Raw genomic sequence first — 26,351 nt, 5'->3', positions numbered from 1 at the left:
TCTAATGAATAATGTCATTATTGGTCAGTCGGGAGGACCAACAGCGGCAATTAATGCTTCAGTAGCAGGAGCTTATGTCAAAGCTAAAGAGCTTGGTGCAAACAAGGTCTTTGGTATGATTCATGGTATCGAGGGACTATTACACGGAGAGTTTATTGATCTGGATAAATACTTAAGTGATCCCACCAATGTGGAACTGCTTAAGAGAACACCAGCTTCAGTTCTTGGTACTTGCAGATACAAGCTTCCAGAAGCTTCAGTAGATAATTCAGCATACGAACAGATCTTTGAGATATTAGACAAGTATAATATCGATTCTTTTTTCTATATTGGTGGCAACGATTCTATGGACACCATTATGAAACTATCAGATTATTCTTCTAGTCATGGATATGACAAACAGTTTATAGGTATTCCAAAAACAATTGATAACGATCTTCCTATCACGGACCATTGTCCTGGATTTGGCTCATCTGCTAAGTATATAGCAACCAGCGTAAAAGAGCTTATAAGAGACAATCAGGCTTCTGATCCAAGAAATCCAGCTATAGTCATTGTGGAGATCATGGGTAGAAATGCAGGTTGGCTTGCGGCAGCAGCTTCACTTTGCGCTTCAGATGACTGTTCAGGACCTGATGCCATTTATTTGCCCGAAATCCCATTTGATATGGACGATTTCATGAATTATGCAAAAGAACTTTCTAAGGCCCATAAACCGGCTTTAATTGTCATTTCAGAGGGTATTAAGCTAGCAGATGGAAGATATGTCTGTGAGCTAAATGGAAATGTAGAAACAGATACATTTGGACACAAGCAGATGAGCGCAGCATCAAGAGTTTTAGCTGACAAGCTTACAAATGAGCTGGGACTTCGTACCCGAACAGTTGAGCTTAGCACACTGCAGAGAGCAGCTTCCCATGCTTCTTCACTTACAGATGTGAAAGAGGCATACCAGTGCGGTGTTCAGGCTGTCATAGCTGCTAGTGAGAAAAAGACCGGCAAGATGGTCATCATGAAGAGAATGATGGAAAATACTGCAGATTACCCATATATCTGCATCTATGATACATACGATATCCACGCTATCGCCAACTATGAAAAGAAAGTTCCGGTTGAGTGGATAACAGACGATAAAAGAGGCCTCACACAGAGCTTTGAGCACTATGCAAGACCCCTTATATGTGGTGAATTGATGCCTATCATGTCTGGAGGACTACCAAGGCATCTCATAATACCTGAGGCATTATAAAGCGTTTTGCTCCTGAGGGAGTTCAACTTTGAAGTATTTAACGTTAGCAGTAAGCTCTTCTGCAATCTTCTGAAGGTCTACGGCCTGCTGAACAACAGATTCCATGTTGCTGTCAAGCTGCATGAGAGAAGCGCTTGTCTGCTGCGTTGATGCTGCATTTTCTTCTGAAATACTTGAAAGAGATTCAACAGAGTTAAGGATGTTATCCTTATCTGTGTTCATAGTCTCTACAAGTTCTACGATCTGCTTATTTCCAGTTTCTGTCTCTTTTAACAGAGCAAGCATCTGATCGAAGGATTCGCTCATCTCTTCAAGAGCGAAGGTCTGATTGGAGATAGCAGTCTTGATATTCTCAGTAAGTTCCTTGTTAGTATTTGAATAATCTGTAATAGTTGCAAGCATGTTAGTGATCTCACCAGCAAGTGAGTTTGTGTTACCTGCAAGGTTCTTGATGTTATCAGCAACTACTGCAAAACCTCTTCCTGCTTCACCTGCTCTTGCAGCTTCAATAGAAGCGTTAAGGGCAAGGAGATTAGTCTGGTTTGCAATCGAGATGATAGACTCAGCAGCAGATGAGATCTGAGCTACTACGTTTGCTGTCTCATTTACTGAATCAGCAACCTGAGTTGCCATCTCATCATTGGTCTGATCCTGGAGCTTGATCTGTTCAAGCTGTTCTTTAACCTTTTCTGATTCAGTGTAGACCATTGAACCACGTCTAAGGTTAGCATTTGCTGAATCGCGGACGTTATCAACAGCTGTTCCCATGTTGACAGTTACACTTGATGTGCTCTGAACATCTTCAGCCATTGAGGTTGCTCCAGAAGCAAGGTCGTTAACAACAGAACTGATATCAGCTGTTGTAGTCTGTGAATTAGAGATGCTGTTCTTGGCAAGCTCAGCCTTTGAATTAACTGAATCTGCATGGTTTATTACTTTTACCAGAGCGTTTCTAAGATCATGTCTCATGGACTCAAGCTTTGTGCATATTTCGTTAAAGTCTGTTACCATGCTACCTGCTTTGATCTTAGTTACAAAGTCGCCTGTTGCGATCCTGTCTACAGATTCGTTGATGGCCTTTAAGCTCTTAACAATGTTAAAGATCATGATGATAGTAATTGCAAGGAGTAGTACTGATACGAATGCAAATACGATCATTCCTATAGTTATGCTGGTTGCAACAGACTTTTGATTGGCTGTCTTTTCTTGAATAGCCCAAGCTTCCACAATCTGACCCATTTCATCGAGACAGTTTCTTGCTTCTTCAAAGTCAAGAGAAAAAGCCTTTGAGTTACCTGAGTTTGTAGAAAAATCGTAGTCTGTTTGCCATTTTGCAAATATTGTTTGGAAATCTGAATAAAGAGAAGAGAAAGTGTTACCTGATTCTGACTTCATCTCGTTGTAGAGATAGTTGTTCTTGGACGCAAGCTCAGCTGCAGCCTTAACACCATCTAATGTCTGCTGAGAGTTTGTGGTGTAAGTATCAAGATACTCCTTAAGAAGAGTCTCGTCAGCATAAGGCTTATAGGCGATATACTCTGTGCCCCCAAGCATAGCCTGATAAAAGTCTCTGTCGGCTTTTACAAGGTCATTACTGATCTTGTACAACATGTTGAAGTAGAGCTCCTCATCATTTTTTTCAAGAGCTGTTAAATGATAGCTACTGTAGAACATGCCACCAATTAAGGCAAGGATGAGAGGAATAGTCACTACCAGAAGAATGACTGACATACGAGCGTTGAATTTAGAGCCTGACTTTCTGTTCATTATTTAGTTTTCTCCTCCGTGAAAAAAGAATTATGTACCTATATGATACTCTGTAATGAACAGAAAGTGTATATGAAATTTTATAAAATTTTCACTATTTTGTATTGTGATTTCGAATTTTGTCTGAGATCATTTCACTGGTTCTTTTGATCTCATCCCAGAAGTCTCTGGCAGATAGTCTAAAGGCTCCGCTACTAAGGACTATCACCTGCTCTATGGCATCTGAAGTGGCAACAGTAACCTTATATTTTTTGCCTATTTCGTGGGCGGCTTTTTCTATGTACTGATCTGCAGTCTCAGCTTCTTTTGTATAGATAACGATAAGCCCTGAATGATCTTCCATGTGCTCTGTGCCTCCTGGAACCTTGTAGGCATCAAAGACGAGGATTACCTGTTCTCTTCTAAAGCCCTGGAAGTTGATCAGAGTATCAATGAGGGAATCTCTTGCAGCCTTTAAATCCCTCTGAGCAAGAGACTTTAGGTCGTCTGAAGCATAGATGACATTGTAGCCGTCAACAAGGAGATATTCTTTATGGACTGAATCATCTACTGAGCCAGTATTTTGATGCTTTTCTTTTTTGGCTTCTTCAAGAGCGTAGTCTCTGTTATCGACTTCTGGCTTATCTGCTTCATTTGCAGAGGTGTAGGTGGTGCTTTTCTCAACGTATCTTGGCTTTATTGTTCCATAAGTACTTTCGAATATATTCTTAAGCTCTTTTTCTGTGGCTTGAAGTTCTCTTTCTATCTCGTCAAAAGACCTGTTTTCAGGCGCTTTGTTTTTTTGCCTAGCCTGGATCTTCTTTAGAGCCTCCATATCTATGTTGTCAGTTAGGTCAGTCTTGTAGGTGTGAGCTGTTTCTGGACTCCAGCCAGTATCTACGTGCATGTGACTTCTGACTTCATCCCAAGGAATGATGGTTCCAACTCCGTGAGAGCAGAAGACTGATGAGGATGGATTGCCAGTATCAAGGTCAGGATCATAGCCTATTTCAGATAGTACTTCCTCTGTGTTGTGGCATGGCTGGTAGCCTTTTAGTGTCGTAGTGATATGGCCTTCTCCATGGGTAAAAGAGGAGAGCTCCTGAGCATAGGAACCAAGGCTTGCCGCAGGTATCGTGCCACTAAGGACATTTTTATCCCCGACAATATCTGGAAGACCGACAGTTCCATGCATTCTCTGAATGTCGGTAAGAGCTCTACCAACAGACTCCTTTGGAAGCTCGATCCTATATTCGTACACTGGCTCAAGGAGGATGGAATCTGCTTCCATGAGACCTTGTCTTACAGCTCTATAAGTGGCTTGTCTGAAATCTCCACCTTCTGTGTGCTTTTCATGGGAGCGTCCGCCGATGAGTGTTATCTTGACGTCGGTAAGCTCAGAACCTGTAAGGACTCCGAGATGTTTCTTTTCCTGAAGGTGAGTTAATATGAGCCTCTGCCAGTTCAGTGACAGGTCATCTGTACTTACGTCGCAGGCAAAAGACATTCCACTTCCGGGCTCTGCTGGCTCAAGAAGAATATGTACTTCTGCGTAGTGTCTAAGAGGTTCGAAATGACCAACGCCTTCTACAGGTCCAGCGATGGTTTCTTTATATACAATGTGACCTGGACCAAAGTCTACGTCCAGATCAAAGCGAGTCTTTATAAGGTGCTTAAGGATCTCTTTTTGCACTTCACCCATTATCTTAACTTCGATGATGCCGCTTCCTTCCTTGAGAGACACCTGAAGCATAGGCTCTTCCTCTTCAAGAGCTTTGAGCTTTCTGTAGACCACTACAGGGTCTGCGTCCTCAGGAAGTATCAAAGTTGAAGAAAGAATAGGCTGCAGGATCTCAGCTGTGGTGTCATTTTTGAGCTTGCCAAGTCCGTCGCCTGCCTTAGAATCAGATAGTCCTGCTATAGCACAGACGGTACCAGCAACGGCTTCCTGCACCATCTCGAATTTCTCACCAGAATAAAGTCTTATCTGATCGATCTTTTCATCATCTATAAGGTCTCTGACCCTTAATTTACCTGATGTTATCTTAATGTGGGTCAATCTGTTTCCGTTTGCGTCTCTGCTGATCTTGAATACTCTTGCAGCAAAAGGCGCTGTTTCGTCATATTTACTATCGGGAGCGTAATCCTTGATGACAGATAATAGCTCTTTTACCCCGTCCATCTTAAGAGCAGAGCCAAAGAGAACTGGATAGCACTTGCAATCTGCTATAAGGGTCTTAACATTGTCTTTTGTTACCTTCTGACCATCAAGAAAGGCTGTAAGAAGCTTGTCATCGCAGACAGCAAGCTCTTCCTGAACCTCATCAGAATCAAACCCATCTTCAAAAGGGACGCAGTGAGAGCTGAGGTTTTCTCTGATGTCTTTTAACAAAAGAGCCTTGTCAGCTCCGTCCTGATCCATCTTGTTAACAAATATGAAGGTTGGAACGTGATAGTGAGATAGAAGCTTCCACAAGATCTTGGCCTGGGCGGTTACTTTGTCAGATGCGCTGATAAGAAGTATGGCAGCGTCAAGGACCTGAAGAGTTCGCTCCATCTCAGGAGAGAAGTCAGAATGCCCAGGGGTATCAAGGAGTGTAAAGTGAGTATTTTCATATTCAAAAAGAGCCTGCTTGGAAAAGATAGTAATTCCGCGGGTTCTTTCAAGTTCGTATGTATCTAAAAAAGTATCCCTGTGATCAACCCTTCCTAGTTTTCTGAGGGCACCAGAAAGGTACAAAAGACCTTCAGAAAGAGTTGTCTTACCTGCATCTACATGTGCGAGGATACCGATAGTTAGTTGCTTTTGCATTGTGATTATCCTTTGTGCATTTACTTTAACTCATTATACACAAAATCCCCTGCGAATGCTCGCAAGGGACTCATTGTTTTAATATTTAATTAGTCAAGCTGACTATATCTCATTTTGACGTTAATGTCCTGATTGTAATTACCAAAGCCTTTACCAAAGATCGTAAGGCCGCCAACATGGTCAGCAGTTTCAGGAACTTCGAGCTTTAACTTTATTGGACTCTTGGATGTGAGCTTGAATCTGTCAATAGTTACGTCTGAGATCTTGATTCCATCGATAAAAGAGCCATCGTGGTTAACTACAAGAGTCTTTAACAGCCCGTATTGATTCCAGTTGTGGAACCACCAGTCAGGGGTAAAGAAGCCTTTGACGTCTCCGAAATCTCCAGGAGATGTCCATGTTCCAAGAGGAGTATCATTTAAGTAAAAATATATGTCAGATGGCCAAACATTGTTGATGCCAGGTGCTTCTGAACTGAGCTCAGCTGAGATACTGATCTCATCAATCTTTTGATTAAATGGAACAAAATTAGGAACAGCGTATTCTACATACCCTTTTGTGAACCAGAGAATATCAGCTTCATAGCGGTCGGGATGAGCAAAGTATCTGGTATCATCAAGCTCTCCAATAAGCTTTTTGGTAGAAGCAAGTCCGCATGTAGGGAATACTGAATAATCTGAGAATAATCCAACCTTGATATTTGTGGTATAAACGTTGTCTTCCTTTGGCTTGTTCTGAATATCAATGAGGATCTTATCCAGATTTACTGAGCAGACTTTTTGATTACCGTGACCAGCTGATTCCGAAGAAACCTTAACTATCCCGCTTTCTTCAAGCTTTTTGATATGACTTGTCAGAGCGCCGTTGGTGATATTGAGGCGACTAGCAAGTTCATTCATATTCATGCCACTCTCATTTAGAAGAATCTTGATGATTTCTACTCTAATGTCTGATCCAAGTGCCTTGAAAACTTCCAAACCTTCGTCTAATGATTTAATGTGTAGCATAGTTTTTCCTTTCTAGGTTACAGATTAGCTTTTGCATTTACGCAATATAGATTATTTCATATTCGGCTTAATACCGCAAGCGGAATTGGTTTAATTGTATAGCAAATTTTAAATATTTTACTAAATTCCGCTCATGAATTGTAATTGCATAAAGGTAGCCTTTATTGTATGATTTACGAGTTAATATAGAAAACATGACAAAAAGGATGAGATTATGAATCAGACTAAGACACCATTATATAAGAGAATTCTTGCTATCATTGGGATAGTGATACTTGTTGGAATGTATGTAGCACTTTTAGTGCTGGCACTTATTGGCTCACCTGCTACCAAGGATCTTTTCTTTGGATGCGTGGCCGCAACTGTAGCAGTACCAATTTTGTTATGGCTCCTTATCTGGGCTGTTGGTGCTATCACAGGTAGACACACCGTTGCATCTCTTGATGCCATGAGTAGTAACAAGCAGCACGACAAATTTGGAAACGTTATTCCTGATGGCGAGATCGATACAGTCGTATTTGATATAGGAAATGTTCTTACAGATTTTGCTTGGAAGGACTTCCTTAGGAAAAAAGGTCACGACGATGCCATGATAGACAGGATAGCCAAAGCAACTGTAGACAGCGATGACTGGGTTGAGTACGACAAGGGTAACTTAACAAACGATGAGATCATTGCTAGATTTGTGGAAAATGATCCAGAGATAAAAGACATACTTGAAGATGCTTTCAAGAATATCGATGGTATCATCGCTAAGAGAGATAGAACTATTCCTTGGATCAAGGCATTAAAGGCAGCAGGCTACAAAGTCCTTTATCTTTCAAACTTCTCTAGACAAGCCCTTGAGGGATGCCCAGAAGCTATGGCATTTCTTGAAGAGACAGACGGAGGAATCCTAAGCTTTAGAGACCACGTAGTTAAGCCAGGTCCTGAAATCTATCACATTCTTGAAGAGCGCTACAACTTAACTCCTGCAAAGACAGTATTCATCGATGACACACCAGTAAACATCGAGGCCGCCAAGAACCTTGGCTGGAAGGGCATAGTTTACAAGGACTATGACCAGGTAAAAGAAGAACTTGAGGGACTTGGGGTTAGGTATTGATATCTGATTTAAAGAGACCATAAATGGTCTCTTCAGACTGTAGACAAAGTCCACGGCATACGCCGTGGATTTTTCTTTGTAAAAGTGACAAAAACCCAGTATTTATCTGGGATTGAGGCACTTTTTATGGTATAATAGATGTATCAAAGTTGGGGATGGGGATAGCCTTTATGATGACTTCTAATACCGAAAGAAAACGTGAGCAGATGCAGTTTGTGAGCATGGATGACCTGGTACCTCAGGATCACATGCTCAGGCTTATTGATAAAGCCATAGACTGGTCATTCATATATGACCTTGTTGAAGATAAGTATTCTTCAGACATGGGCAGGCCCAGCATGGATCCTGTCACTCTTATTAAAATCCCCTTCATCCAGTATCTATACGGAATCCGCAGCATGAGGCAGACTATCAAAGAAATCGAAGTCAATGTTGCATACAGATGGTTCCTGGGCCTGGAACTTAACGAGCCCGTCCCACACTTCTCAACATTTGGAAAGAACTATACAAGACGGTTTAAAGATACTGATCTCTTTGAGCAGATATTCCAGCGTATTCTCGAAGACTGCTACCGCTTCAAGCTTGTTGATCCTACTGCTGTATTTGTAGATGCTACTCATGTAAAAGCCAGAGCTAACAATCGTAAGATGCAGCATAAGCTGGCTAAACAGGAAGCACTGTTCTACGAAGAAATGCTCAAGAAAGAGATAAACGAAGACAGAGCTGAACACGGCAAGAAAGCTTTTAAAGATAAAGATGATGATAATGATAAAGGCACAGGCGGGCATGATGATTTCAGTGATTATACAGACGATACTCCCAAGGATACCAAGAAGGTAAAATGCAGTACTACCGATCCTGATAGTGGATGGTTCCACAAGGGTGAGCACAAGAATGTATTCGCATACGGTATCGAGACTGCCTGTGATAAGAATGGATGGATCCTCGATTATACAGTTAATCCAGGCAATGAGCATGACAGCCGTACATTCAAAGGGCTATACGATAAGATCAAGGATATCGGTGTTGAAACTATCGTTGCAGACGCAGGCTATAAGACACCGGCCATAGCAAAACTCCTCATAGATGATGGCATCAAACCACTTCTCCCATACAAGCGTCCAATGACAAAGAAGGGATTCTTTAAGAAATCTGAGTACGCATACGACGAATACAATGACTGTTATGTATGCCCTAATGATCAGGTACTGGAGTATTCAACAACAAATCGTGATGGATACCGGGAATACAAGAGCTGCGGAAAGGTCTGTGAAAGCTGTCCATATCTCGAGCAGTGCACACTCAGTAAGAACCATGTAAAGCTTATAACTCGTCATATCTGGGAAGATTACATGGAAGAATGTGAGGATATAAGATACACAGAAGGAATGAAGGATCTCTATTCACACAGGAAAGAAACAATAGAGAGAATCTTTGGAACAGCCAAAGAGAACCACGGATTCAGATATACACAGATGTATGGCAAGGCGCGGATGGAAATGAAGGTCGCGCTTACCTTTGCGTGTATGAATCTGAAAAAACTTGCAAGAATCAAACATGAATGGCAGTTAGAAATGGCCTGATAGGGGCCGTTTCTATCCTTTATTATCAATAAAACACTCGCAAAAAAGAAAAATGGTCTTGAGAGCTATGCTCTCAAGACCACTTTGTCTACAGTCTGAAGAGACCATAAATGGTCTCTTTTTTATTGCAACATTATTGGAGAGAAAATGATATAATACCTTTGTAGTATGTTCTATGGCGGGGGCCAGAATAGGAGAAAAATATGAGTACAGATAAAGAACTCATGCTTGATAGAGTAAATTGTATGTCTGATGATATGGATTCAAATGAGATACTTGGAAGACTTTTTATGATATCAAGATTAGAACATAGTAAAAAGAGATGCCAGGAAGAAGGGATAATAAAGGATTCCGAATTAGAAGAACATTTTAAGGAGAAGAGAAGGAAGTATGCTGCGTTATGAACTTGCGTGGTCTCCTGATGCACTTGACGATTTGGATGAAATCTGGGACACGATAGCCCAGGAAGCAAATCCGGACGACGCAGATTCATTTATTAACCAGTTGATAGATACAGCTAGGAAATTATGTGGCAACTGTAAGAAAGGAAGAGTAATACCTGAATTAGGAACTGATAGTTACAGAGAAATCTATTATAAAGGATATACACTTGTGTATGAGATTATGGCAGAGACGATTCTCGTTCATGAAGTGTTTAATCAGAAAAGGATTTTTATAAGATCATATCCAAGAATTAAAAGGCATTAATGAGATTACAAAAACCTGCTTTACTAGTAATAGTAAAGCAGGTTTTGTAGTATTATAGTATCTAAATAGTGTAAGAAACTGAAAGAAGCATAGGAGTTAATATATGTTTGACAAAGCTACATTACTGGATAATGGAATAATATATGATGGTGATTACTATAAGGGAATACCATATGGACAATATATAAGGCAGCAGGGATTACCTGATAAGAGAACATCTAAGGTATTTGATATTAGAGACTTTGGAGCAGTTGCAGATAGTATGACTGTGTGTACGGAAGCTGTGAATAAGGCTGCAGAAGCTGCGAGAGAAGCTGGTGGTGGAGTGGTTCTAGTTGATGGCGGATGGTACATATCTGGTACTGTTAGAATCTATGATAATACAACGCTTTGGATTACCGGAGATAGCGCTCTAGTTGCATCTAAGAACCACGATAACTTTGTAGACGCCTTTGTTATCCTTGATAATGCTAAGAATGTAAGAGTAACTGGTGGTGGAAGAATATACGGAAATGGCGAATACTTTGTTTATCTTCCTCTTAAGAAGCCTCTATTAACTCCTCTAGAAAAGATAAAGCAGCCACCATATCTGTATGATCCAATGGGATATCCTATTGATACTATGAGATATGCTATCAGGAGTCGTATCCGTTACGCCGAGGACAAGTATGGAAATGGTCAGCCCAAGATAAAGAGGCCTATGTATATGCTCTGGGCAAATGGATGTAAGAATGTTGTCATAGAAAATATCATCCTTGAAGCATCCATGGACTGGAATCTCTGCATTGATGGATGCGACAACGTAAAGGTTTCGAATATTGTGATCAACGGAAACAGGCATGTGGCCAACACTGACGGAATCGATGTTATGGGAAGTGAGGATGTTGATGTAACTCACTGCTTCATTTCTACAGCGGACGATGGTCTTGTAGTTAAGGCTCCACGTGGTCATGAACATGATGGCCTTAACGTTGCCGGTGAAGGCAAGCTTCGTAGCACCAAGAGGGTTTATTTTTCTGACTGTACAGTGCTTACTGTTGCCAATGCATTTAAGATTGGAACAGAGACTTTCTATGATATAGAAGATATAACTTGTGAGAACTGCCATTTCTTCCTGGATATTTATCCTGGCTCTTGCTCTGGAATTGCCATTGAATCCGCCGATGGAAGTAATGTCAGAAACGTAACTGTCCGCAATATCACCATGGATAACGTGGCATGCCCACTTTTTATCTGCCTTTGCAAAAGAAACAAGTTTGGATATGAAGATGGATGCGAAGAAGATAAGTTTTATGGCGGATCAATTGATGGCGTCGTGATTGAGAATATCAAAGCTGTTAACGCTGAGGTTCCATCAATTATCACCGGGTACAGGATGACTAAAGAGCAGAAGGAAGAGCTTTTGGCAAAAGAGTCATTGTCTGAGACAGTTAAAAAGAAGATAGAAGCATCAGATTGTCTAGGAAAAGATCTTGGTAGCATCAAGATAAATGGATTTGATGTTACTTATAGAGATGACAAGGAAGAGATAAATCTTTTACCTGAAGTTCATGAGAATGTAACGGATTATCCGGAGAACAGTGCCATGGGTGATGTACCTACCTATGGAATCTATATAAGGCACGCACATTGCGAGTATTCAAATGTTCATGTGGTACCAAGGAGCATGAATACAAGAGAGTGCATAGTGGAAGAGTGAGTATGTACCTGCTTCAATGATGGAGCAGGTATTTTTATGTTTTTTTAATATGGATTTTGTTTAAAGATTTGTCATTTGGGGTTATCATTCATATTGTAACGATGACAATACTAGAAAGGCAGGAGATATGAAGAAAACAAGGATTGCATTTATATTGTTTATGATCATTTCTACTATAATTCTAGTATGTTCGTACAGAGTGGATAGTAGAGCTGAAAGCGGGATTCCCGAGTACAGTGGTGCACCGTCAGTAGCTATAAATGATAATAAGCCCCAGTTTTCTAGCGATGAGATTACGGATAGTTCTTTTGAGAGCTATGGAGCTCTGGACAAACTTGGAAGATGTACTACTGCAACAGCTTGTATAGGAAAAGACCTGATGCCAACTGAGGAACGTGGCTCTATTGGAATGGTCAAGCCTACAGGCTGGAAACAAAATAAGTATCCAGGACTTGTGGATTCAGATCCACCGTATTTGTACAACAGATGTCACATGATAGGCTATCAGCTTACCGGCGAGAATGCTAATGAAAAGAATCTTATCACCGGCACCAGATATATGAATGTGGAAGGAATGCTTCCATATGAAAATAAGGTGGCAGAGTACATTAAGAGTACTGGTAATCATGTAATGTACCGTGTGACGCCTGTCTTTGAAGGAAATAATCTTCTTTGCTCTGGGGTACAGATAGAGGCATATTCAGTAGAAGATAAGGGAAAAGGAATCTTTTTTAATGTATATTGCTATAATGTCCAGCCTGGTGTAGTCATTAACTATAAAGATGGAAGTAACAAGCTGGATGAGAATTATTCAAAATCAGTTTCGGCGGATGATTTTCAAGTAACAGCACCAGACAATGATACTCAGGTGGAGCGTTCAGCTCCGGTATCTTCAGAGACTACAGCATATATCGCAAACAAGAATACCAAGAAGTTTCATTATCCATCCTGTAATAGTGTTAAGGATATGAAAGAAAAGAACAAGTTATATTACGAAGGATCAAGGGAAGATTTGATAGAGCAGGGGTACGTACCTTGCAAGAAGTGTAATCCATAAACTGCTAAATAACTACGATAACTGCCATATAATATTAGTAAACCCTGCGCAGGCGCACCGCAAAGCGGCTCCGGGGTTGACTAATATTATATGGCAGTTATTTTGTAGTTAAGCAGTTTAAGGATTAGTATTATTGGCTTTATTATTCTTTTCTTCTGTCAGTGCTTCTAAATATCTGGCGGTAATGATTCCTGCTGGAAGTGCTACAACAGCAATACCAAACATTGAAGATATCATTGTAATCACTCGGCCAGCGGTAGTTACTGGATAAATATCTCCGTAACCGACAGTAGTAAGTGATACCGTTGCCCAGTACACTGCATCAAAGAATGAATTAAATGAATCACCTTCAACGCTAAAGATGACTAATGCTGAAACTAAGATATATCCAATTGCAAGAGTACAAACCGCAAGTAATGCCTCTTTTGAGTTGTTTATGACTTTTGCTATTATGGTAATGCTTTTTGAATACCTAAAAGCTTTGAATACTCGAAAAACTCTAAAGGTACGGAAGATGCGGAATAACCTGAATAGTTTAAATCCACTATTAATGGCAGAAATTGTAGGAAGGATTGAAACGAGATCTATTATAGCCCAAGGAGTAAAGGGGTATTTTACGAAAGAAATAGCAGAATGATCTTTTAGTTTGTAGTCGGCAGTGATTAACCTTAAGACATAGTCTACGATAAATAGCACGGTAGTGACGATGTCTGTATATTGGAATATTGCAAAGCTCTTTTTGAAAGCAAGTGGAACAATACTGATAATAATTGCGAGAAGCATTACTGCATCATAGATAGAACTAATCTTGTCATTTTCTTCAGAAGTTTCGATTATTCCAAAGATTCTTTTTCTCATTTTTTATTCCCCCCTTAATATAGTATAAGAGAGTTTGCTAGCAAAATGAAGGCTGTATGAAGAATTTTTGAGGCTGGCTTTATCCACTTGTATTAGTCATGTAAATGACTTTAAACTGATTGGACAGCGGAAGCATGCATAAATTTGTGATTTAAAGGAAAGGCATGCCGGAAATTAAGAAAAAACAAGAATACGGCATGTCATATCTGCAAGAATCTTAAAAAGGCATGCTGGAAATGAAGCAAAGGCAAGCAAATGGCATGCCTTTTGCTCAAAAATAGAAGAAATGCATGCCGGGGCAGGAAAGAGACAAGAAAAAACAGGAATAAGGCAAGAAAAAGGCATGCCTAAAAGCTTAATCAAACTAAAAGGCATGCCGAATGACTAGATTTTATGTAATTACTTACTAAACTTGCTCTTTCTGTAGATGATGTCTGTTCTTGCAGGACCGTTACTTACCATTGTGATAGGGTAGCCAATCTGTTCCTCGATGAACTCAATGTAGTTGCGGCACTTCTCTGGAAGGTCTTCGTAGTTCTTGATGCCACGGATGTCGCATTTCCAACCTGGAAGAGTCTTGAATACAGGCTTAGCTTTCTCAAGAAGGTGAGTTACAGGGAACTCTGTAGTAACTTCGCCGTCGATGTCGTATCCTACGCAAACTGGAATCTCATCAAGGTAACCAAGTACGTCAAGTACTGTGAAAGCAACATCAGTTGTGCCCTGAAGTCTGCAACCGTACTTACTTGCTACGCAGTCATACCAGCCTACACGTCTAGGTCTTCCTGTTGTAGCTCCGTACTCACCGCCGTCACCACCACGTCTTCTAAGTTCTTCTGCTTCGTCTCCAAAGAGCTCTGATACGAATGCACCAGCACCTACTGCTGAAGAGTAAGCCTTAGATACAGTTACGATCTGCTTGATCTCATAAGGAGGGATACCAGCACCAATTGCACCATAAGCTGCAAGAGGAGATGATGAAGTAACCATAGGATAGATACCGTGATCTGGATCCTTCATTGTTCCAAGCTGACCTTCAAGGAGGATAGTCTTGCCTTCCTTAATAGCATTATCAAGATAAAGAGATACGTTTCCAACGTAAGGCTTTACCTGCTCACGCCAATCTACGATCTGGTTGAAAAGAGCTTCCTGATCGATAGGTGCTGCGTGATAAAGATTAACAAGGATAACGTCCTTGATCTCAGCGATTCTTGCAATCTTTTCTTTGATAACTTCATCGTCCTGGAAGAACTCATTGATCTGCCAACCAATCTTGGCAAACTTATCTGAATAGAAAGGAGCAATTCCTGACTTTGTTGAACCAAATGACTTACCAGCAAGTCTTGCCTCTTCAAGAGTATCGAAGAGAACGTGATAAGGCATCATAACCTGAACTCTGTCTGAGATCATGATCTGTGGCATTGGAACACCCTTAGATGTAACCTCATTAAGTTCCTTCATAAATTTAGTAATATCAAATGCGACTCCATTACCAATGATGTTCATGATGTTCTGATGGAAGACACCAGATGGCATTGTGTGAAGTGCAAATTTGCCATAATCATTTACAATTGTGTGACCAGCATTGGCGCCTCCCTGAAAACGGATAACTACGTCAGCCTGATCTGCAAGAGTATCGGTAATCTTTCCTTTTCCTTCGTCGCCCCAATTAGCGCCTACTACTGCTTTAACCATACTTTTCTATCCTCACTTTTTTAAAAAACATTTTGCAATCTTTGTTGCATGACTATATTACAATCAAAAACAATATAAGTAAAATCGATATTTATTATATGAGCCATAAGTTTTACTTATTATCCGAAAAGTTATATAAATTTGCGCATTTCTGTGTATTTTTTTAAATAAAAGCAATAAAATTAAATATATAACTTGTCGGTATAACACACATGGTGGATAGGTGTTGAATTAGGAGGTCCATATGGCAAATACAGTTGAGAAAACCAACGAATTTGATAAGGGAGGTTTCAAGAGCTTACCTGTATCTGAGAAATTCAAAAAGGTATTCGGAAAGTTCAGAATGAATCTGGTACTTATCTTTATTGTCATTATCCTGATCGATATAGTAGCTCTTTTCAATTTGAGAAATATCTATGCTATCTATTATGAGCAGAACTCTCAGCAGGGCGAGATCAGAATTACAATTCAGGCTCTTGCAAAGTACTATCTCTGGGCTATGTCAGCAACAGAAGATTCTGACAGACAGGAACAGATCGATGGTGCTGTTGAAAAGATACAGGAAATGAATGATGGTCTTGATGAACTTAGTAAAGTTTATAGCGGAGACTTGAGCACAGCTCGTCAGCACTTAAAAGATATAGATTCGGCAGATGATACGCTGATACAGATGATGAACAGCGGAGCATCCCACGATGAGATATATACCTATTATGTAGGAACCATGAATGAAGCTATTAAAGTAGTAGTAAAAGACTTTAAGGCTATCGGTCTTGAGGCTAAGGCTCAGGCCAAGAAAGCTTACATTATGGCTCTTGGAAGCGTTATCTTCATGACTATCATTTCACTTGTAGTTGTTATCTATGCTCTTCTTTATTCAGCAAAGGCTAGAGCAGCACTTACAAAGAGTATCCTTGGACCTATCGAAGCAATCTCAGCAGCTGCTGATGACATGTCCAAAGGTAAGCTTGAGATTGAAATTGAAACAGATTCTGAAGATGAGCTCGGAAAGCTTGCAAAGGATATCAAGGGATCAACCAATGCTATCGCTGATATCGTAAGAGATATTGATGAGACCCTGAAACGTATGTCAGGTGGTGACTTCTCTTCGGGATCAAAAAATGCAGATCTTTATATTGGTGATTATGAAGCCATCAGAAAGGCTCTTTCAGATATTTCAGATAACTTAAGTAGCACTCTTCTTGAAGTTAAGAATTCTTCTTCACAGGTATCACAGGGTGCTGCAAATATGTCACAGGGATCAACTGATCTTGCTGAAGGAACAACGGATCAGGCTGCAGCAGTAGAAGAACTTACAGCATCAGTTAACTCAGTAACAGAGCAGACTAAACAGCTTGCTGAAGTAGCTGAGAAGAGTAGAAGCATGGCTAATGAAGTAAGGGATAATGCAGAAGTAAGTGCTAGAAAGATGCATCTTGTTACAGACGCCATGACAAGGATCACTGAGGCATCAGCAGAGATCGAGCAGGTTACAAATACTATCGAAGAAATTGCCAGCCAGACTTCACTTCTTGCACTTAATGCTTCTATCGAGGCAGCAAGAGCAGGTGAAACAGGAAAAGGATTTGCAGTTGTTGCTGATCAGATCGGTAAGCTTGCAGATCAGTCAAGTGAAGCAGCTCAGAATACACATCAGCTCATTGCAGATACAATGGAAGAGATCAAGAATGGTAACTCAGTTGTAGCTGAGACAACAGAAGCTCTTGATGCAATGCAACATAGCGTAGAAGAGATCACGGATATGATCATTAAGACAGGTGATCTTGCAGAAGAACAGGCACATAGCATGGATGAGATCGATAAGGGTATCGAGATGATATCTAATGTTGTACAGAACAACTCAGCAACTGCTGAAGAATCAAGTGCTGTATCTCAGGAACTTTCAGAGCAGTCAGCAAGTCTTAACAGTCTCATAAGCCAGTTTACAATTAACGAATAAGTTAGTTGATAAGCCCTTTAAGCCCCCTGCGTAGGCAAAGCCCCTGCGTGAGGGGCTTAAAAAATGTCCTTATTTATAAGTTCAAGTAGATTTGCAGCAGCAATTGGAAGTGGCCTGGATTCGTCAGTAACTACGCACATCTGACGTTTAGGAATCATCTTGTTGAATCTTAGTTCAAATAATATACCGCTGTCGAGATACTCTTTTGCAAAGTCCTTAACAACGCAGCCAACTCCCAGATTACGAAGGGCAAACTGAACGATCATGTCGCTGGTTGCAAGCTCAAACTCAGGATGAATCTCGACATTTTCTTTTGCTAAAAAAGCTTCCATATAATCTCTGGTACTGGTCCTGCCCTCAAGGGTTATCATAGGGACCTTTTTTAGATCAGCAAAATCAAGCATTCTGTTCTTGTACTGAATGAACTTTCTGCCTGCAACAAAGGTATCTTCAATTTCTGAAACAGAAGTTGTCTTAAATCCCTGAAGATTTTCAAAAGGAGTTGAAACTACGCCAAAATCGATCCTATCATCAGACAGGTACTGCAAAGTCTCAGGTGTAGGACCGTTTGTAACAGTAACCTTAATGCCTGGATATAGCTCATGGAATTTCTCAAGATATGGTAAAAGAAAGAATCTAAGAGTCATGTCACTGGCTCCGATCCTGACTTCTCCGGCATCAAGATGGAGGAGCTGTCCAAGGCGCTGCTCACCAAGGTCTATCTGTTCGTAGCCTCTTTTGACATATCTATAAAGGAGGTTTCCTTCACTTGTAAGCTTCATACCTCTTGCAGTTCTCTGAAAGAGAGTGCAGTCAAGGCCCTTTTCTAGCTGGTGTATGGACTGGCTCACGGCAGGCTGTGATATATTCAGCTCTTTGGCTGCATCAGTGATGCTTCCCCACTTTCCAACATAGTAAAAGACTTTGTAATATTCCATATTACTTATCATGAAATTCACCTCCATAAGTTATGCTTATATTATAACATGAATTTGCAACATAACCTTGAATTCATTTGTCTATAAAGGTAAAGTATCTAAGTTGGAAAAATTCAGGGAGAAGATTATGAATAAAATTGTTTTTACGTTCAATAATGAAATCGCCAAAGAGATAAACAGTAAGGCCAAAGGTAAGAACAATCTTGACGCTTCAATGTACGCAAGAAACGGTGCTACCAGCGAAGTTACTATAGATAATGACCAGATCAGAGAAGTGATAAAAGGCGAGGAAGGCGTATTTAAGGATGTTTCAAATAATATCACTGAGATAGGCAAGATTCAGAAGACAGACGAGTTTATTTTTCTTCAGGCTGGGGATTATGTTTATAGTGTTAAAAGAAATTCTTTTACCGAAGGATCAGAAGAAGAACTATTTAGGCTTATAAAGAATGGAAATAAAGGCGTTTCCAAAAACAAGACTAAAGAAAATAAACAGGACACTGTTGTAAAGTTCGACAGAAAGGCACAGCAGCAGTATTGGCAGAAGATAAACAAGGATAACGCAGTAAAGAGGAAGGTGCCACTTGCTCAGAGGTTCAGGCTTCCCCTTATGGTAGGGATGATGGGAATGCTACTTTCAACCATTGAAATCCTAGATCCATTCAATCACATGGGGGATATGGCAGGTAATCCTATAACTCTTGCAAGCCTTGCAAATATTCCGTTAAGTGGAATTGCGGGATTTATGATGGGCTTTTTGTATGTGTTCTTTATTATGTGGTTTGAGAACCAAAAGGAATCAGTAAGAGTTACTTCCATAGTACTTTTCCCATTAACTATAACTGTATTTGCTCTTATAAGCTTTTTTGGAACTATTCCTTATATCATATATCTTTTGATCAAAAAGGATGAAGGATACGGAGCTTATAAAGTAGTAAACGTGGCAGTAAAGATAGCGTATGTGCTAGTTGGAGTATTATTTTTGATAAGTATTATCGCTCTCATAGCCTTTCGTATTTTCTTTTTCTAAATGATGTAAATAATAAATATTTCCCCCTTGCTTTTTAGCTAATAAAAGTTAAAATTAAGTTAATTATATTTGACTAGACTAAAAAGCAGGGGTTTTCTTATGAATATCAGGTATATTGAGCAGAGCAAGATCTTTGTCATTGAGACGGAGAATACCAGCTACTGCATAGGTGCACTTTACGACGAGGGGTTCCTTACTCATCTCTATTATGGAGACAAGTTAGAAATATCGGATGCATCATATCTTTTGAAATTAGTTGATCAGTATGGCATACCTTCAAGTGTCATGCGTGATAGAAGTTCTTTTCTCGACAGATTCCCATTTGAATATTCTACAAATAATGTTGGAGATTACAGGAAAAGTAGCATAGAGATAACTGACGTAAACGGACACAGCAGTGTATCTTTTAGCTATGAATCTCACAATATTTATAAAGGTAAAAAGAAATTAGAAGGCCTTCCAGCTACATTTGGATTGGAAGCTGATTCCATGACATTGGACATCACAATGGTAGACAAGGCGACAGGCTTAAAGGCAGTTCTTTCATACAGCGTATTTGAAGGAATTGATGCCATTACAAGGTCTATTAGGTTTGTAAATACTTCTGATGCGCCAATTATGCTAGATAAAGTTATGTCTATGACAATGGATATGGACAATGAAGGCTATGAGCTTCTTACACTTCACGGATCATGGGCTAGAGAAAGAGCTATGGACTTTAGAGAGATTGGTTATGGTGATACCTCTATTGAGTCCTTTAGAGGCGAGTCCTCACACCAGTTTCAGCCATTTATGGCCCTTGTGGAAAATGGTGATTCAGAGGATACAGGTAAGGTCTACGGTTTTTCTTTTATCTACTCAGGTAATTTTGAAGCTGGAGTGTGCAGATCACAGTTTGACAGCTTGAGACTCTACATGGGCATTTGTCAAAAGAACTTTAGATGGAAGCTGGGAGCAGGAGAAGAGTTCCAGGCTCCAGAAGTAGCTATGGTCTACTCGGTAGAAGGACTTGGAAGGATGAGAAGAACCTTCCATGACCTATATAGAAATCACCTTATTAGAAGCAAGTACAAGGATAAAGAAAGACCAATCCTTATTAACAACTGGGAAGCAACTTACTTTGATTTTGATAATGAAAAGCTTCTTGCCATTGCAAAAGAGGCAAAGAAAAGCGGCATAGAGATGCTAGTCATGGACGATGGCTGGTTTGGAGAAAGAAATGACGACAATTCAAGCCTTGGAGACTGGTATGTCAACGAGAAAAAGCTTAAGGGCGGACTTAAGAAGCTGGTAGATGACGTAAATGCCATGGGCCTTAAGTTTGGTATCTGGATGGAGCCAGAGATGATATCACCAGTTTCAAAACTCTATGATGAGCATCCTGACTGGGCTATCAAGACTTCAGATAGAGAGCCTTGCAGGAGCAGAAATCAGTACGTCCTTGATATTACAAGAAAAGAAGTATCAGATTATGTATATAGTAGAATAAAAGATATCCTGAGCTCAGCAAATATCGAGTATCTTAAGTGGGATATGAATAGGCAATTATGTGACCTTGGATCTTTGGGGCTTTCAGCGGATAGTCAGGGAGAGCTAAGTCACAGATACGTTCTTGCAGTATATGACCTCATGGAGAGATTAGTTACGGACTTCCCAGATCTTTTGCTTGAGAACTGTTCTGGGGGCGGAGCCAGATTTGATGCGGGTATGCTCTACTACAGTCCGCAGATCTGGTGCTCAGATGATACTGATGCTATCGAGAGACTCAAGATACAGGAAGGCACAAGCCTTATTTTTCCTCTTAGTACTATGGGGGCACATGTATCTGACTGCCCTAATCATACAGTTGGAAGAACGACACCATTTAAGACAAGAGGCGACGTGGCTCTTGCTGGAACCTTTGGATATGAACTTGATATCACCAAGATTCCTCAGGAAGACAGGGATGATATTCCAAGGCAGGTTGCAGATTATCACAAGTACAATGAGCTTGTAAGAACTGGAGATTACTACCGCTACGCGTCATATCAGAGAAATCATGAATTTGACGCCTATGGAGTTATCAGTAAGGACAAGAAAAAAGCTCTTATAACCTATGTTCAGGTTATGGCGAAACCAAACACGACTAATAGAATCCTTAAGGTTAAGGGGCTTGATGATAAAAAGATATATAGGATAGAAGGAACTGATGTGGAAGCTTTGGGGGCTACCATCAGAAAGGTTGGACTTGTGCTGCCTTCCCTTCACGGAGACTTTAAGTCTGAACTTATCTATCTTGTAGCAAAAGATTGATCTTGGATAATAATTGTTAGAGGAGATATACAATGCCAAAGAAAATTACAATGTCGGACATTGCTGATGCCCTGGGGATTAGTACTGTAACAGTATCCAAAGCATTGTCTGGCCAAAAGGGTGTAAGCGAAGAAATGCGCCAGAAGATCATTGATCTGGCGGAAGAGAGGGGCTATCAGAAATCCTTTACAAACAAATCAGATAGCTTCAAGATAGGAGTCCTTATTGGGGCGAGATATCTGGGAAATATCGACTCCTTCTATGGACACATGTATCAGATCTTTTCAGCAAAAGCTGGTAAACTCGGCTCTTTTACCATGTTGGAGGTATTAAGCCTTGAAGAAGAGGAAAAGCTCATCTATCCAAAGCTCATTGGAGATGGCAATGTAGATGCCATAGTTATAATGGGAACTCTTCATGAAGACTATCTCAATATGCTTGATGAGAAGCTTGCTACACCAACATTTTATATGGACTTTACAGACAGGCAGCACAAAAAAGATTCAGTCATATCCGGAAGCTTTTATGGTGCTTACATTTTAACAAATTATCTTTTTGACAAGGGACATAAGGACATAGGATATGTTGGAACGCTGCTGACCACACCATCTATCACAGACAGATACCTTGGCTACGAGAGAGCACTTATGGAACACGGAATCAAGGTGAATCCGGCTTGGGTGCTTGATGACCGTGATTCAGACAATAAGGTCATGGATATTGAGAAAAATGTTAAGTGGCCAAAGGGAAAGCTCCCAACAGCCTTTGTTTGCAACTGCGACCTTACAGCAAGCAAGTTTATCCAGTATCTAAAAGGTAAGGGGCTTAGTGTTCCAGAGGATATCTCAGTAGTAGGCTATGATGACTTCGTTTACACAAACGGCGCTGAGATCGGTATCACTACTTATAAGGTAGATATGGAGGAAATGGTTCGCAGAACACTTAAGCGCATCCTTCATACACTTCATGGCGAAAGATACAGAAGAGGACTTAGCATTGTAGAGGGCTATCTTATAGAAAGAGAAAGTGTAAAAGAAATTTAAGCTAAAAAATAATTTAACTAAATAGGGTATTTAGCGAGCATCTTGCAATGGGTAAATTTACCAAAGTCAAGATGCTCTTTTTGTTTATTAAGTAGAAAGTTAAGTAAAAAGTTAGCTAAATTATTGACTAATAAAAATTAACTAATAAAATAAGAATGTGCTTTGAGATTATTAAAAGATTGGAGAATGAAAGATGATACACCCAAAGTATAACGAGCTTTTAAAAAGTCAGGAAGAACTCATTAAAAGACCAAACAAAAAGAGTGACTTTTACAACGGAATCTATGACAGATATGAGAATCCTGTTCTTACAAGAGAGCATGCTCCACTTTTCTGGAGATATGACCTCAATGAAGAAACAAATCCATACTTCATGGAGAGACTTGGCATTAACGCAGTCATGAATTCAGGTGCTATCTATTTAAACGGCAAGTATTATCTTGTAGCAAGAGTAGAAGGTGCTGACAGAAAATCTTTCTTTGCAGTTGCAGAAAGTGACAACGGAACAGAAGGTTTCAGATTCTGGGATTATCCAGTTGTACTTCCTGATACAGTAGCAAATGAGACAAACGTATATGATATGAGACTTACTCAGCACGAAGATGGCTATATTTACGGTGTATTCTGTTCTGAGTCAAAAGATACAAAGAACGCCGATCTTTCAGCTGCAGTAGCTGAGGCTGGTATCGTTAGAACAAAAGACCTTAAGACCTGGGAGAGACTTCCAAACCTCGTAACAAAGCGTTCTCCACAGCAGAGAAATGTAGTTCTTCATCCTGAGTTTGTAGATGGCAAGTATGCTTTCTATACAAGACCTATGGATGACTTTATCGAGACTGGAAGCGGAAGCGGTATCGGATTTGGTCTTTGCGATGATATCGAGCACGCAGTTATCGATGAAGAGAAGATGACATCAATCCGTAGATATCATCAGATCACAGAAGCCAAGAACGGCGCAGGTGCAGTTCCTATCAAGACTGAAAAGGGATGGATCCACATTGCTCACGGCGTTAGAAATACAGCAGCGGGGCTACGATATGTTATCTACGCATTTGCAACAGACCTTAAGGATCCTTCTAAGGTTATCGCAGAACCATCAGGTCTTTTGATCGGACCAAGACAGGGCGAGAGAGTGGGAGACGTTAGCAACGTAGTATTCACAAACGGTGCCATTGTTAATGAAAAGAATGAAGTATTCATCTACTATGCTTCATCAGATACAAGACTTCACGTAGCTACAACAACGATCGATAAGCTCGTGGATTATGTATTCAACACACCAAAGGATCCAGGCAGAAGCCCAGATTGTGTTAAGCAGAGATGCGAGCTTATTTCAAAAAATCTTGAACTTTTAGGTAAATGAAAAGGAGAATGAAAAAATGTCTAAGTATAAGATGATCAGTGAACCATTAAAGAACATTCCATGGCAGGAAGGCCCAGAGAAATTCGAGGGAGCACCTGTTTGGAGATACAAAGAGAACCCTATTATCGGAAGAAACCCAGTTCCTGGCGTTGCTAGAATCTTTAACAGTGCTGTAATGCCATATGAAGGAAAGTTTATCGGCGTATTCAGAGGAGAGCAGACAAACGGAATTCCTTACATTTATCTTGGACACAGTGAAGATGCTATTCACTGGGAGTTTGAGACTGAGAAGATTCCTTTCATCGACAAAGAGGGCAATCCTTTCATGCCAAGATATGCTTATGATCCAAGACTTGTAAAGGTTGAGGATACATACTATATCATCTGGTGCCAGGATTTCTACGGAGCTTCTATCGGAATGGCTAAGACACAGGACTTCAAGACATTCACAAGACTTGAGAACCCATTCATTCCATTTAATAGAAATGCAGTTCTTTTCCCAAGAAAGATTAATGGCAAGTATATGCTTCTTTCAAGACCTTCAGATAGCGGACATACACCATTCGGTGATATCTTCCTTTCTGAGAGCCCAGATATGGAGTACTGGGGACACCACAGACACGTTATGGAGCGTTCTCCAGAGTGGTGGGAGTCAGTTAAGATCGGTGGCGGCGCTGCTCCTATCGAGACAAGCGAAGGCTGGCTTATGTTCTATCACGGTGTAAGCAGCACATGTAACGGATTTGTTTATTCTATCGGTGGTGCAATCCTTGATATCGACAATCCTTCAAAGGTTAAGTATCGTTGCGAGAACTTCATCTTAACTCCAGAAGAGTGGTATGAGGAGAGAGGATTCGTTCCTAACGTAGTATTCCCATGCGCAACACTTCACGACAGTGAGACTGGCAAGATTGCAATCTACTACGGCGCTGCTGATAGCTACGTTGCACTTGCATTCACAAGACTTGACGACATTATCGACTACATCAAAGAGCACTCTGTAGTACGTGAGAGTGATACAGAACTCGGAATCAGATAAGGAAAAACTATGATAGCATTTGATAAAACAAAGGCTATAGCAAATCATGGTGACATAACAAGGCTTTCTAAGCTCTTTAGAAAGCTTGAAGAAGGCGAAAAAGCTACCATATGCTTCCTTGGGGGATCTATCACCCAGGGAAGCCTTTCTTCTATGCCCACAACTTGCTATGCCTACAAGACATATGAGTGGTTTAAAGAGACATTTAAGGAAGCAGACATTACCTATGTAAATGCAGGTATCGGCGGAACAACTTCAGCCTTTGGTGCTGCAAGATGTGACAGAGACGTACTTGCGCATAATCCCGATCTTGTGCTTGTTGAGTTTTCTGTTAATGACGAGTGCAATGAATATTTTTATGAAAGCTACGAAGGGCTCATCAGAAAGCTTCTTTATAGCGACGTTAGACCAGCTGTAGCTTCATTATTTAATTTCTTTTACCAGGATGGCAAGACAGCTGAGAGGATACATTCCAAGGTTGCCAGATACTACGGCATTCCCGCAGCATCAATGCATGGGGCTATATATGAGGATATCCTATCAGGCAAGATTGATGATATTCAGACTCTTTCTCCTGATGGACTTCATCCAAATGACACAGGACATGACCTACTTAGTAGGGTATTAGCTAATCTTTTTGGCTCTTTATATGAAGAATACAAGGGAAAAAGAGATGAGCTCTTAGCTGGGGATGGCCGTGAGAAGGAGCTTCCTCCGCTTACAGTCAATTCATTTGAATCAGCAAAAAGAATAGATGGTAGAGTCTTTGAGCCTGAGCTTAAAGGATTTGTTAAAGATACTTCAGTTCAGAAGGATGTCACAGATTGTTTTAAAAATGGGTGGCTTGGTTCAAAACAAAATGATAAGATAGTTTTTGAATTTGATGGAGAGAACGAATGCACTGGAATCGCTATCCAGTATGACAAGACTATGAAACGTCCTGCTCCTATTGCCTCAGCTACAGTTGATGGCAACGAGGCAGAAAAAACTATTATAGATGCAGCATTCGATGAAACATGGGGAGACCTCCTTGATATCAAACAGCTCTTTTTGCATGGAGATAAGGGACCTCATAAACTCGAGATCGAAGTTATAGATGACAAGAATGGAAAGGCAGTGCCATTTAACCTGGTATCAGTCATCATAACCAAATAATTATTAGATTGG

Annotated in this window: 20 protein-coding genes; 14 read left to right on the top strand and 6 right to left on the bottom strand. The window is 40.4% G+C overall.

Annotated elements, in window-relative coordinates:
- Positions 1-4 precede the first annotated feature (4 nt).
- On the top strand, positions 5-1,249 hold the full coding sequence (locus tag BLS24_RS07735; protein ID WP_091757745.1) for a 6-phosphofructokinase: 1,245 nt from the start codon (positions 5-7) through the stop codon (positions 1,247-1,249).
- Here BLS24_RS07735 and BLS24_RS07730 read toward each other — a convergent pair.
- From BLS24_RS07730 to BLS24_RS07720, 3 genes are all read right to left on the bottom strand, one after another.
- Positions 1,244-3,016 (bottom strand): methyl-accepting chemotaxis protein, encoded by a 1,773-nt coding sequence (locus BLS24_RS07730; RefSeq protein ID WP_091757743.1) that lies wholly within the window; start codon positions 3,014-3,016, stop codon positions 1,244-1,246. The genes BLS24_RS07735 and BLS24_RS07730 overlap by 6 nt on opposite strands.
- A gap of 94 nt (positions 3,017-3,110) precedes the next feature.
- Positions 3,111-5,807 carry a translation factor GTPase family protein gene (locus tag BLS24_RS07725; RefSeq protein WP_091757741.1) on the bottom strand — a complete coding sequence of 899 codons (2,697 nt, stop codon included), beginning with the start codon at positions 5,805-5,807 and terminating at the stop codon, positions 3,111-3,113.
- Positions 5,808-5,896: 89 nt separating this feature from the next.
- Complete coding sequence (locus BLS24_RS07720) at positions 5,897-6,814, bottom strand: ArsR/SmtB family transcription factor (protein ID WP_091757739.1); 918 nt, start codon at positions 6,812-6,814, stop codon at positions 5,897-5,899.
- Between the two features lie 214 nt (positions 6,815-7,028).
- Between BLS24_RS07720 and BLS24_RS07715 the strand changes: the two genes are divergently transcribed.
- The 6 genes from BLS24_RS07715 to BLS24_RS07690 all read left to right on the top strand — a co-directional run bounded on the left by BLS24_RS07715 (position 7,029) and on the right by BLS24_RS07690 (position 12,966).
- Positions 7,029-7,919, top strand: coding sequence for an HAD family hydrolase (locus BLS24_RS07715; protein WP_091757737.1), 891 nt, complete (start codon positions 7,029-7,031; stop codon positions 7,917-7,919).
- A gap of 170 nt (positions 7,920-8,089) precedes the next feature.
- Positions 8,090-9,502 carry an IS1182 family transposase gene (locus BLS24_RS07710; protein WP_143015151.1) on the top strand — a complete coding sequence of 471 codons (1,413 nt, stop codon included), beginning with the start codon at positions 8,090-8,092 and terminating at the stop codon, positions 9,500-9,502.
- Positions 9,503-9,705: 203 nt separating this feature from the next.
- Positions 9,706-9,906 carry a hypothetical protein gene (locus tag BLS24_RS07705; protein WP_091757735.1) on the top strand — a complete coding sequence of 67 codons (201 nt, stop codon included), beginning with the start codon at positions 9,706-9,708 and terminating at the stop codon, positions 9,904-9,906.
- The gene (locus tag BLS24_RS07700; protein ID WP_091757732.1) at positions 9,893-10,210 is read left to right on the top strand and encodes a type II toxin-antitoxin system RelE/ParE family toxin; all 318 of its coding nucleotides are present in this window, start codon (positions 9,893-9,895) and stop codon (positions 10,208-10,210) included. Before BLS24_RS07705 ends, BLS24_RS07700 begins: the two co-directional genes overlap by 14 nt.
- Positions 10,211-10,313: 103 nt before the next feature.
- On the top strand, positions 10,314-11,909 hold the full coding sequence (locus tag BLS24_RS07695; RefSeq protein ID WP_091757730.1) for a glycoside hydrolase family 28 protein: 1,596 nt from the start codon (positions 10,314-10,316) through the stop codon (positions 11,907-11,909).
- 127 nt (positions 11,910-12,036) lie between these two features.
- The gene (locus BLS24_RS07690; protein ID WP_091757728.1) at positions 12,037-12,966 is read left to right on the top strand and encodes a DNA/RNA non-specific endonuclease; all 930 of its coding nucleotides are present in this window, start codon (positions 12,037-12,039) and stop codon (positions 12,964-12,966) included.
- A 117-nt stretch (positions 12,967-13,083) separates the two neighbouring features.
- Here the strand turns inward: BLS24_RS07690 and BLS24_RS07685 are convergent, their stop codons facing one another.
- Positions 13,084-13,824 carry an ion transporter gene (locus tag BLS24_RS07685; RefSeq protein ID WP_091757725.1) on the bottom strand — a complete coding sequence of 247 codons (741 nt, stop codon included), beginning with the start codon at positions 13,822-13,824 and terminating at the stop codon, positions 13,084-13,086.
- 399 nt (positions 13,825-14,223) lie between these two features.
- Positions 14,224-15,519, bottom strand: a complete 1,296-nt coding sequence (locus BLS24_RS07680) for an adenylosuccinate synthase (RefSeq protein ID WP_091757723.1) — start codon at positions 15,517-15,519, stop codon at positions 14,224-14,226.
- A gap of 244 nt (positions 15,520-15,763) precedes the next feature.
- Between BLS24_RS07680 and BLS24_RS07675 the strand changes: the two genes are divergently transcribed.
- The gene (locus BLS24_RS07675) at positions 15,764-17,479 is read left to right on the top strand and encodes a methyl-accepting chemotaxis protein (protein WP_091757722.1); all 1,716 of its coding nucleotides are present in this window, start codon (positions 15,764-15,766) and stop codon (positions 17,477-17,479) included.
- A 56-nt stretch (positions 17,480-17,535) separates the two neighbouring features.
- On the opposite strand, the gene BLS24_RS07670 is transcribed toward BLS24_RS07675, so the two are convergent.
- Complete coding sequence (locus tag BLS24_RS07670) at positions 17,536-18,429, bottom strand: LysR family transcriptional regulator (protein WP_091757720.1); 894 nt, start codon at positions 18,427-18,429, stop codon at positions 17,536-17,538.
- A gap of 115 nt (positions 18,430-18,544) precedes the next feature.
- On the opposite strand from BLS24_RS07670, the gene BLS24_RS07665 reads away from it, so the two are divergent.
- From BLS24_RS07665 to BLS24_RS07640, 6 genes are all read left to right on the top strand, one after another.
- The gene (locus BLS24_RS07665) at positions 18,545-19,447 is read left to right on the top strand and encodes a hypothetical protein (protein WP_091757718.1); all 903 of its coding nucleotides are present in this window, start codon (positions 18,545-18,547) and stop codon (positions 19,445-19,447) included.
- A 99-nt stretch (positions 19,448-19,546) separates the two neighbouring features.
- Positions 19,547-21,739, top strand: coding sequence for an alpha-galactosidase (locus tag BLS24_RS07660; RefSeq protein ID WP_091757716.1), 2,193 nt, complete (start codon positions 19,547-19,549; stop codon positions 21,737-21,739).
- Positions 21,740-21,771: 32 nt separating this feature from the next.
- The gene (locus BLS24_RS07655; RefSeq protein ID WP_091757714.1) at positions 21,772-22,782 is read left to right on the top strand and encodes a LacI family DNA-binding transcriptional regulator; all 1,011 of its coding nucleotides are present in this window, start codon (positions 21,772-21,774) and stop codon (positions 22,780-22,782) included.
- A gap of 193 nt (positions 22,783-22,975) precedes the next feature.
- On the top strand, positions 22,976-24,145 hold the full coding sequence (locus tag BLS24_RS07650; RefSeq protein ID WP_091757712.1) for a glycoside hydrolase family 130 protein: 1,170 nt from the start codon (positions 22,976-22,978) through the stop codon (positions 24,143-24,145).
- A 16-nt stretch (positions 24,146-24,161) separates the two neighbouring features.
- Entirely contained in the window at positions 24,162-25,184 is a 1,023-nt protein-coding gene (locus BLS24_RS07645) for a glycoside hydrolase family 130 protein (protein ID WP_091757710.1), read from the top strand.
- Positions 25,185-25,193: 9 nt separating this feature from the next.
- Positions 25,194-26,339 carry an SGNH/GDSL hydrolase family protein gene (locus BLS24_RS07640; RefSeq protein ID WP_091757708.1) on the top strand — a complete coding sequence of 382 codons (1,146 nt, stop codon included), beginning with the start codon at positions 25,194-25,196 and terminating at the stop codon, positions 26,337-26,339.
- Positions 26,340-26,351: the final 12 nt, after the last annotated feature.

Source organism: Butyrivibrio sp. INlla18, from assembly GCF_900103635.1.
Taxonomy (GTDB): domain Bacteria; phylum Bacillota; class Clostridia; order Lachnospirales; family Lachnospiraceae; genus Butyrivibrio.
The sequence above is the reverse complement of the archived record's forward strand: the minus strand, read 5'-3'. Positions and strand labels throughout refer to the sequence as shown.

Coding starts and splice junctions, on each gene's coding strand:
- BLS24_RS07735 (WP_091757745.1), top strand. CDS start 5: ATGAATAATGTCATTATTGGTCAGTCGGGAGGACCAACAGCGGCAATT.
- BLS24_RS07730 (WP_091757743.1), bottom strand. CDS start 3,016: ATGAACAGAAAGTCAGGCTCTAAATTCAACGCTCGTATGTCAGTCATT.
- BLS24_RS07725 (WP_091757741.1), bottom strand. CDS start 5,807: ATGCAAAAGCAACTAACTATCGGTATCCTCGCACATGTAGATGCAGGT.
- BLS24_RS07720 (WP_091757739.1), bottom strand. CDS start 6,814: ATGCTACACATTAAATCATTAGACGAAGGTTTGGAAGTTTTCAAGGCA.
- BLS24_RS07715 (WP_091757737.1), top strand. CDS start 7,029: ATGAATCAGACTAAGACACCATTATATAAGAGAATTCTTGCTATCATT.
- BLS24_RS07710 (WP_143015151.1), top strand. CDS start 8,090: ATGATGACTTCTAATACCGAAAGAAAACGTGAGCAGATGCAGTTTGTG.
- BLS24_RS07705 (WP_091757735.1), top strand. CDS start 9,706: ATGAGTACAGATAAAGAACTCATGCTTGATAGAGTAAATTGTATGTCT.
- BLS24_RS07700 (WP_091757732.1), top strand. CDS start 9,893: ATGCTGCGTTATGAACTTGCGTGGTCTCCTGATGCACTTGACGATTTG.
- BLS24_RS07695 (WP_091757730.1), top strand. CDS start 10,314: ATGTTTGACAAAGCTACATTACTGGATAATGGAATAATATATGATGGT.
- BLS24_RS07690 (WP_091757728.1), top strand. CDS start 12,037: ATGAAGAAAACAAGGATTGCATTTATATTGTTTATGATCATTTCTACT.
- BLS24_RS07685 (WP_091757725.1), bottom strand. CDS start 13,824: ATGAGAAAAAGAATCTTTGGAATAATCGAAACTTCTGAAGAAAATGAC.
- BLS24_RS07680 (WP_091757723.1), bottom strand. CDS start 15,519: ATGGTTAAAGCAGTAGTAGGCGCTAATTGGGGCGACGAAGGAAAAGGA.
- BLS24_RS07675 (WP_091757722.1), top strand. CDS start 15,764: ATGGCAAATACAGTTGAGAAAACCAACGAATTTGATAAGGGAGGTTTC.
- BLS24_RS07670 (WP_091757720.1), bottom strand. CDS start 18,429: ATGATAAGTAATATGGAATATTACAAAGTCTTTTACTATGTTGGAAAG.
- BLS24_RS07665 (WP_091757718.1), top strand. CDS start 18,545: ATGAATAAAATTGTTTTTACGTTCAATAATGAAATCGCCAAAGAGATA.
- BLS24_RS07660 (WP_091757716.1), top strand. CDS start 19,547: ATGAATATCAGGTATATTGAGCAGAGCAAGATCTTTGTCATTGAGACG.
- BLS24_RS07655 (WP_091757714.1), top strand. CDS start 21,772: ATGCCAAAGAAAATTACAATGTCGGACATTGCTGATGCCCTGGGGATT.
- BLS24_RS07650 (WP_091757712.1), top strand. CDS start 22,976: ATGATACACCCAAAGTATAACGAGCTTTTAAAAAGTCAGGAAGAACTC.
- BLS24_RS07645 (WP_091757710.1), top strand. CDS start 24,162: ATGTCTAAGTATAAGATGATCAGTGAACCATTAAAGAACATTCCATGG.
- BLS24_RS07640 (WP_091757708.1), top strand. CDS start 25,194: ATGATAGCATTTGATAAAACAAAGGCTATAGCAAATCATGGTGACATA.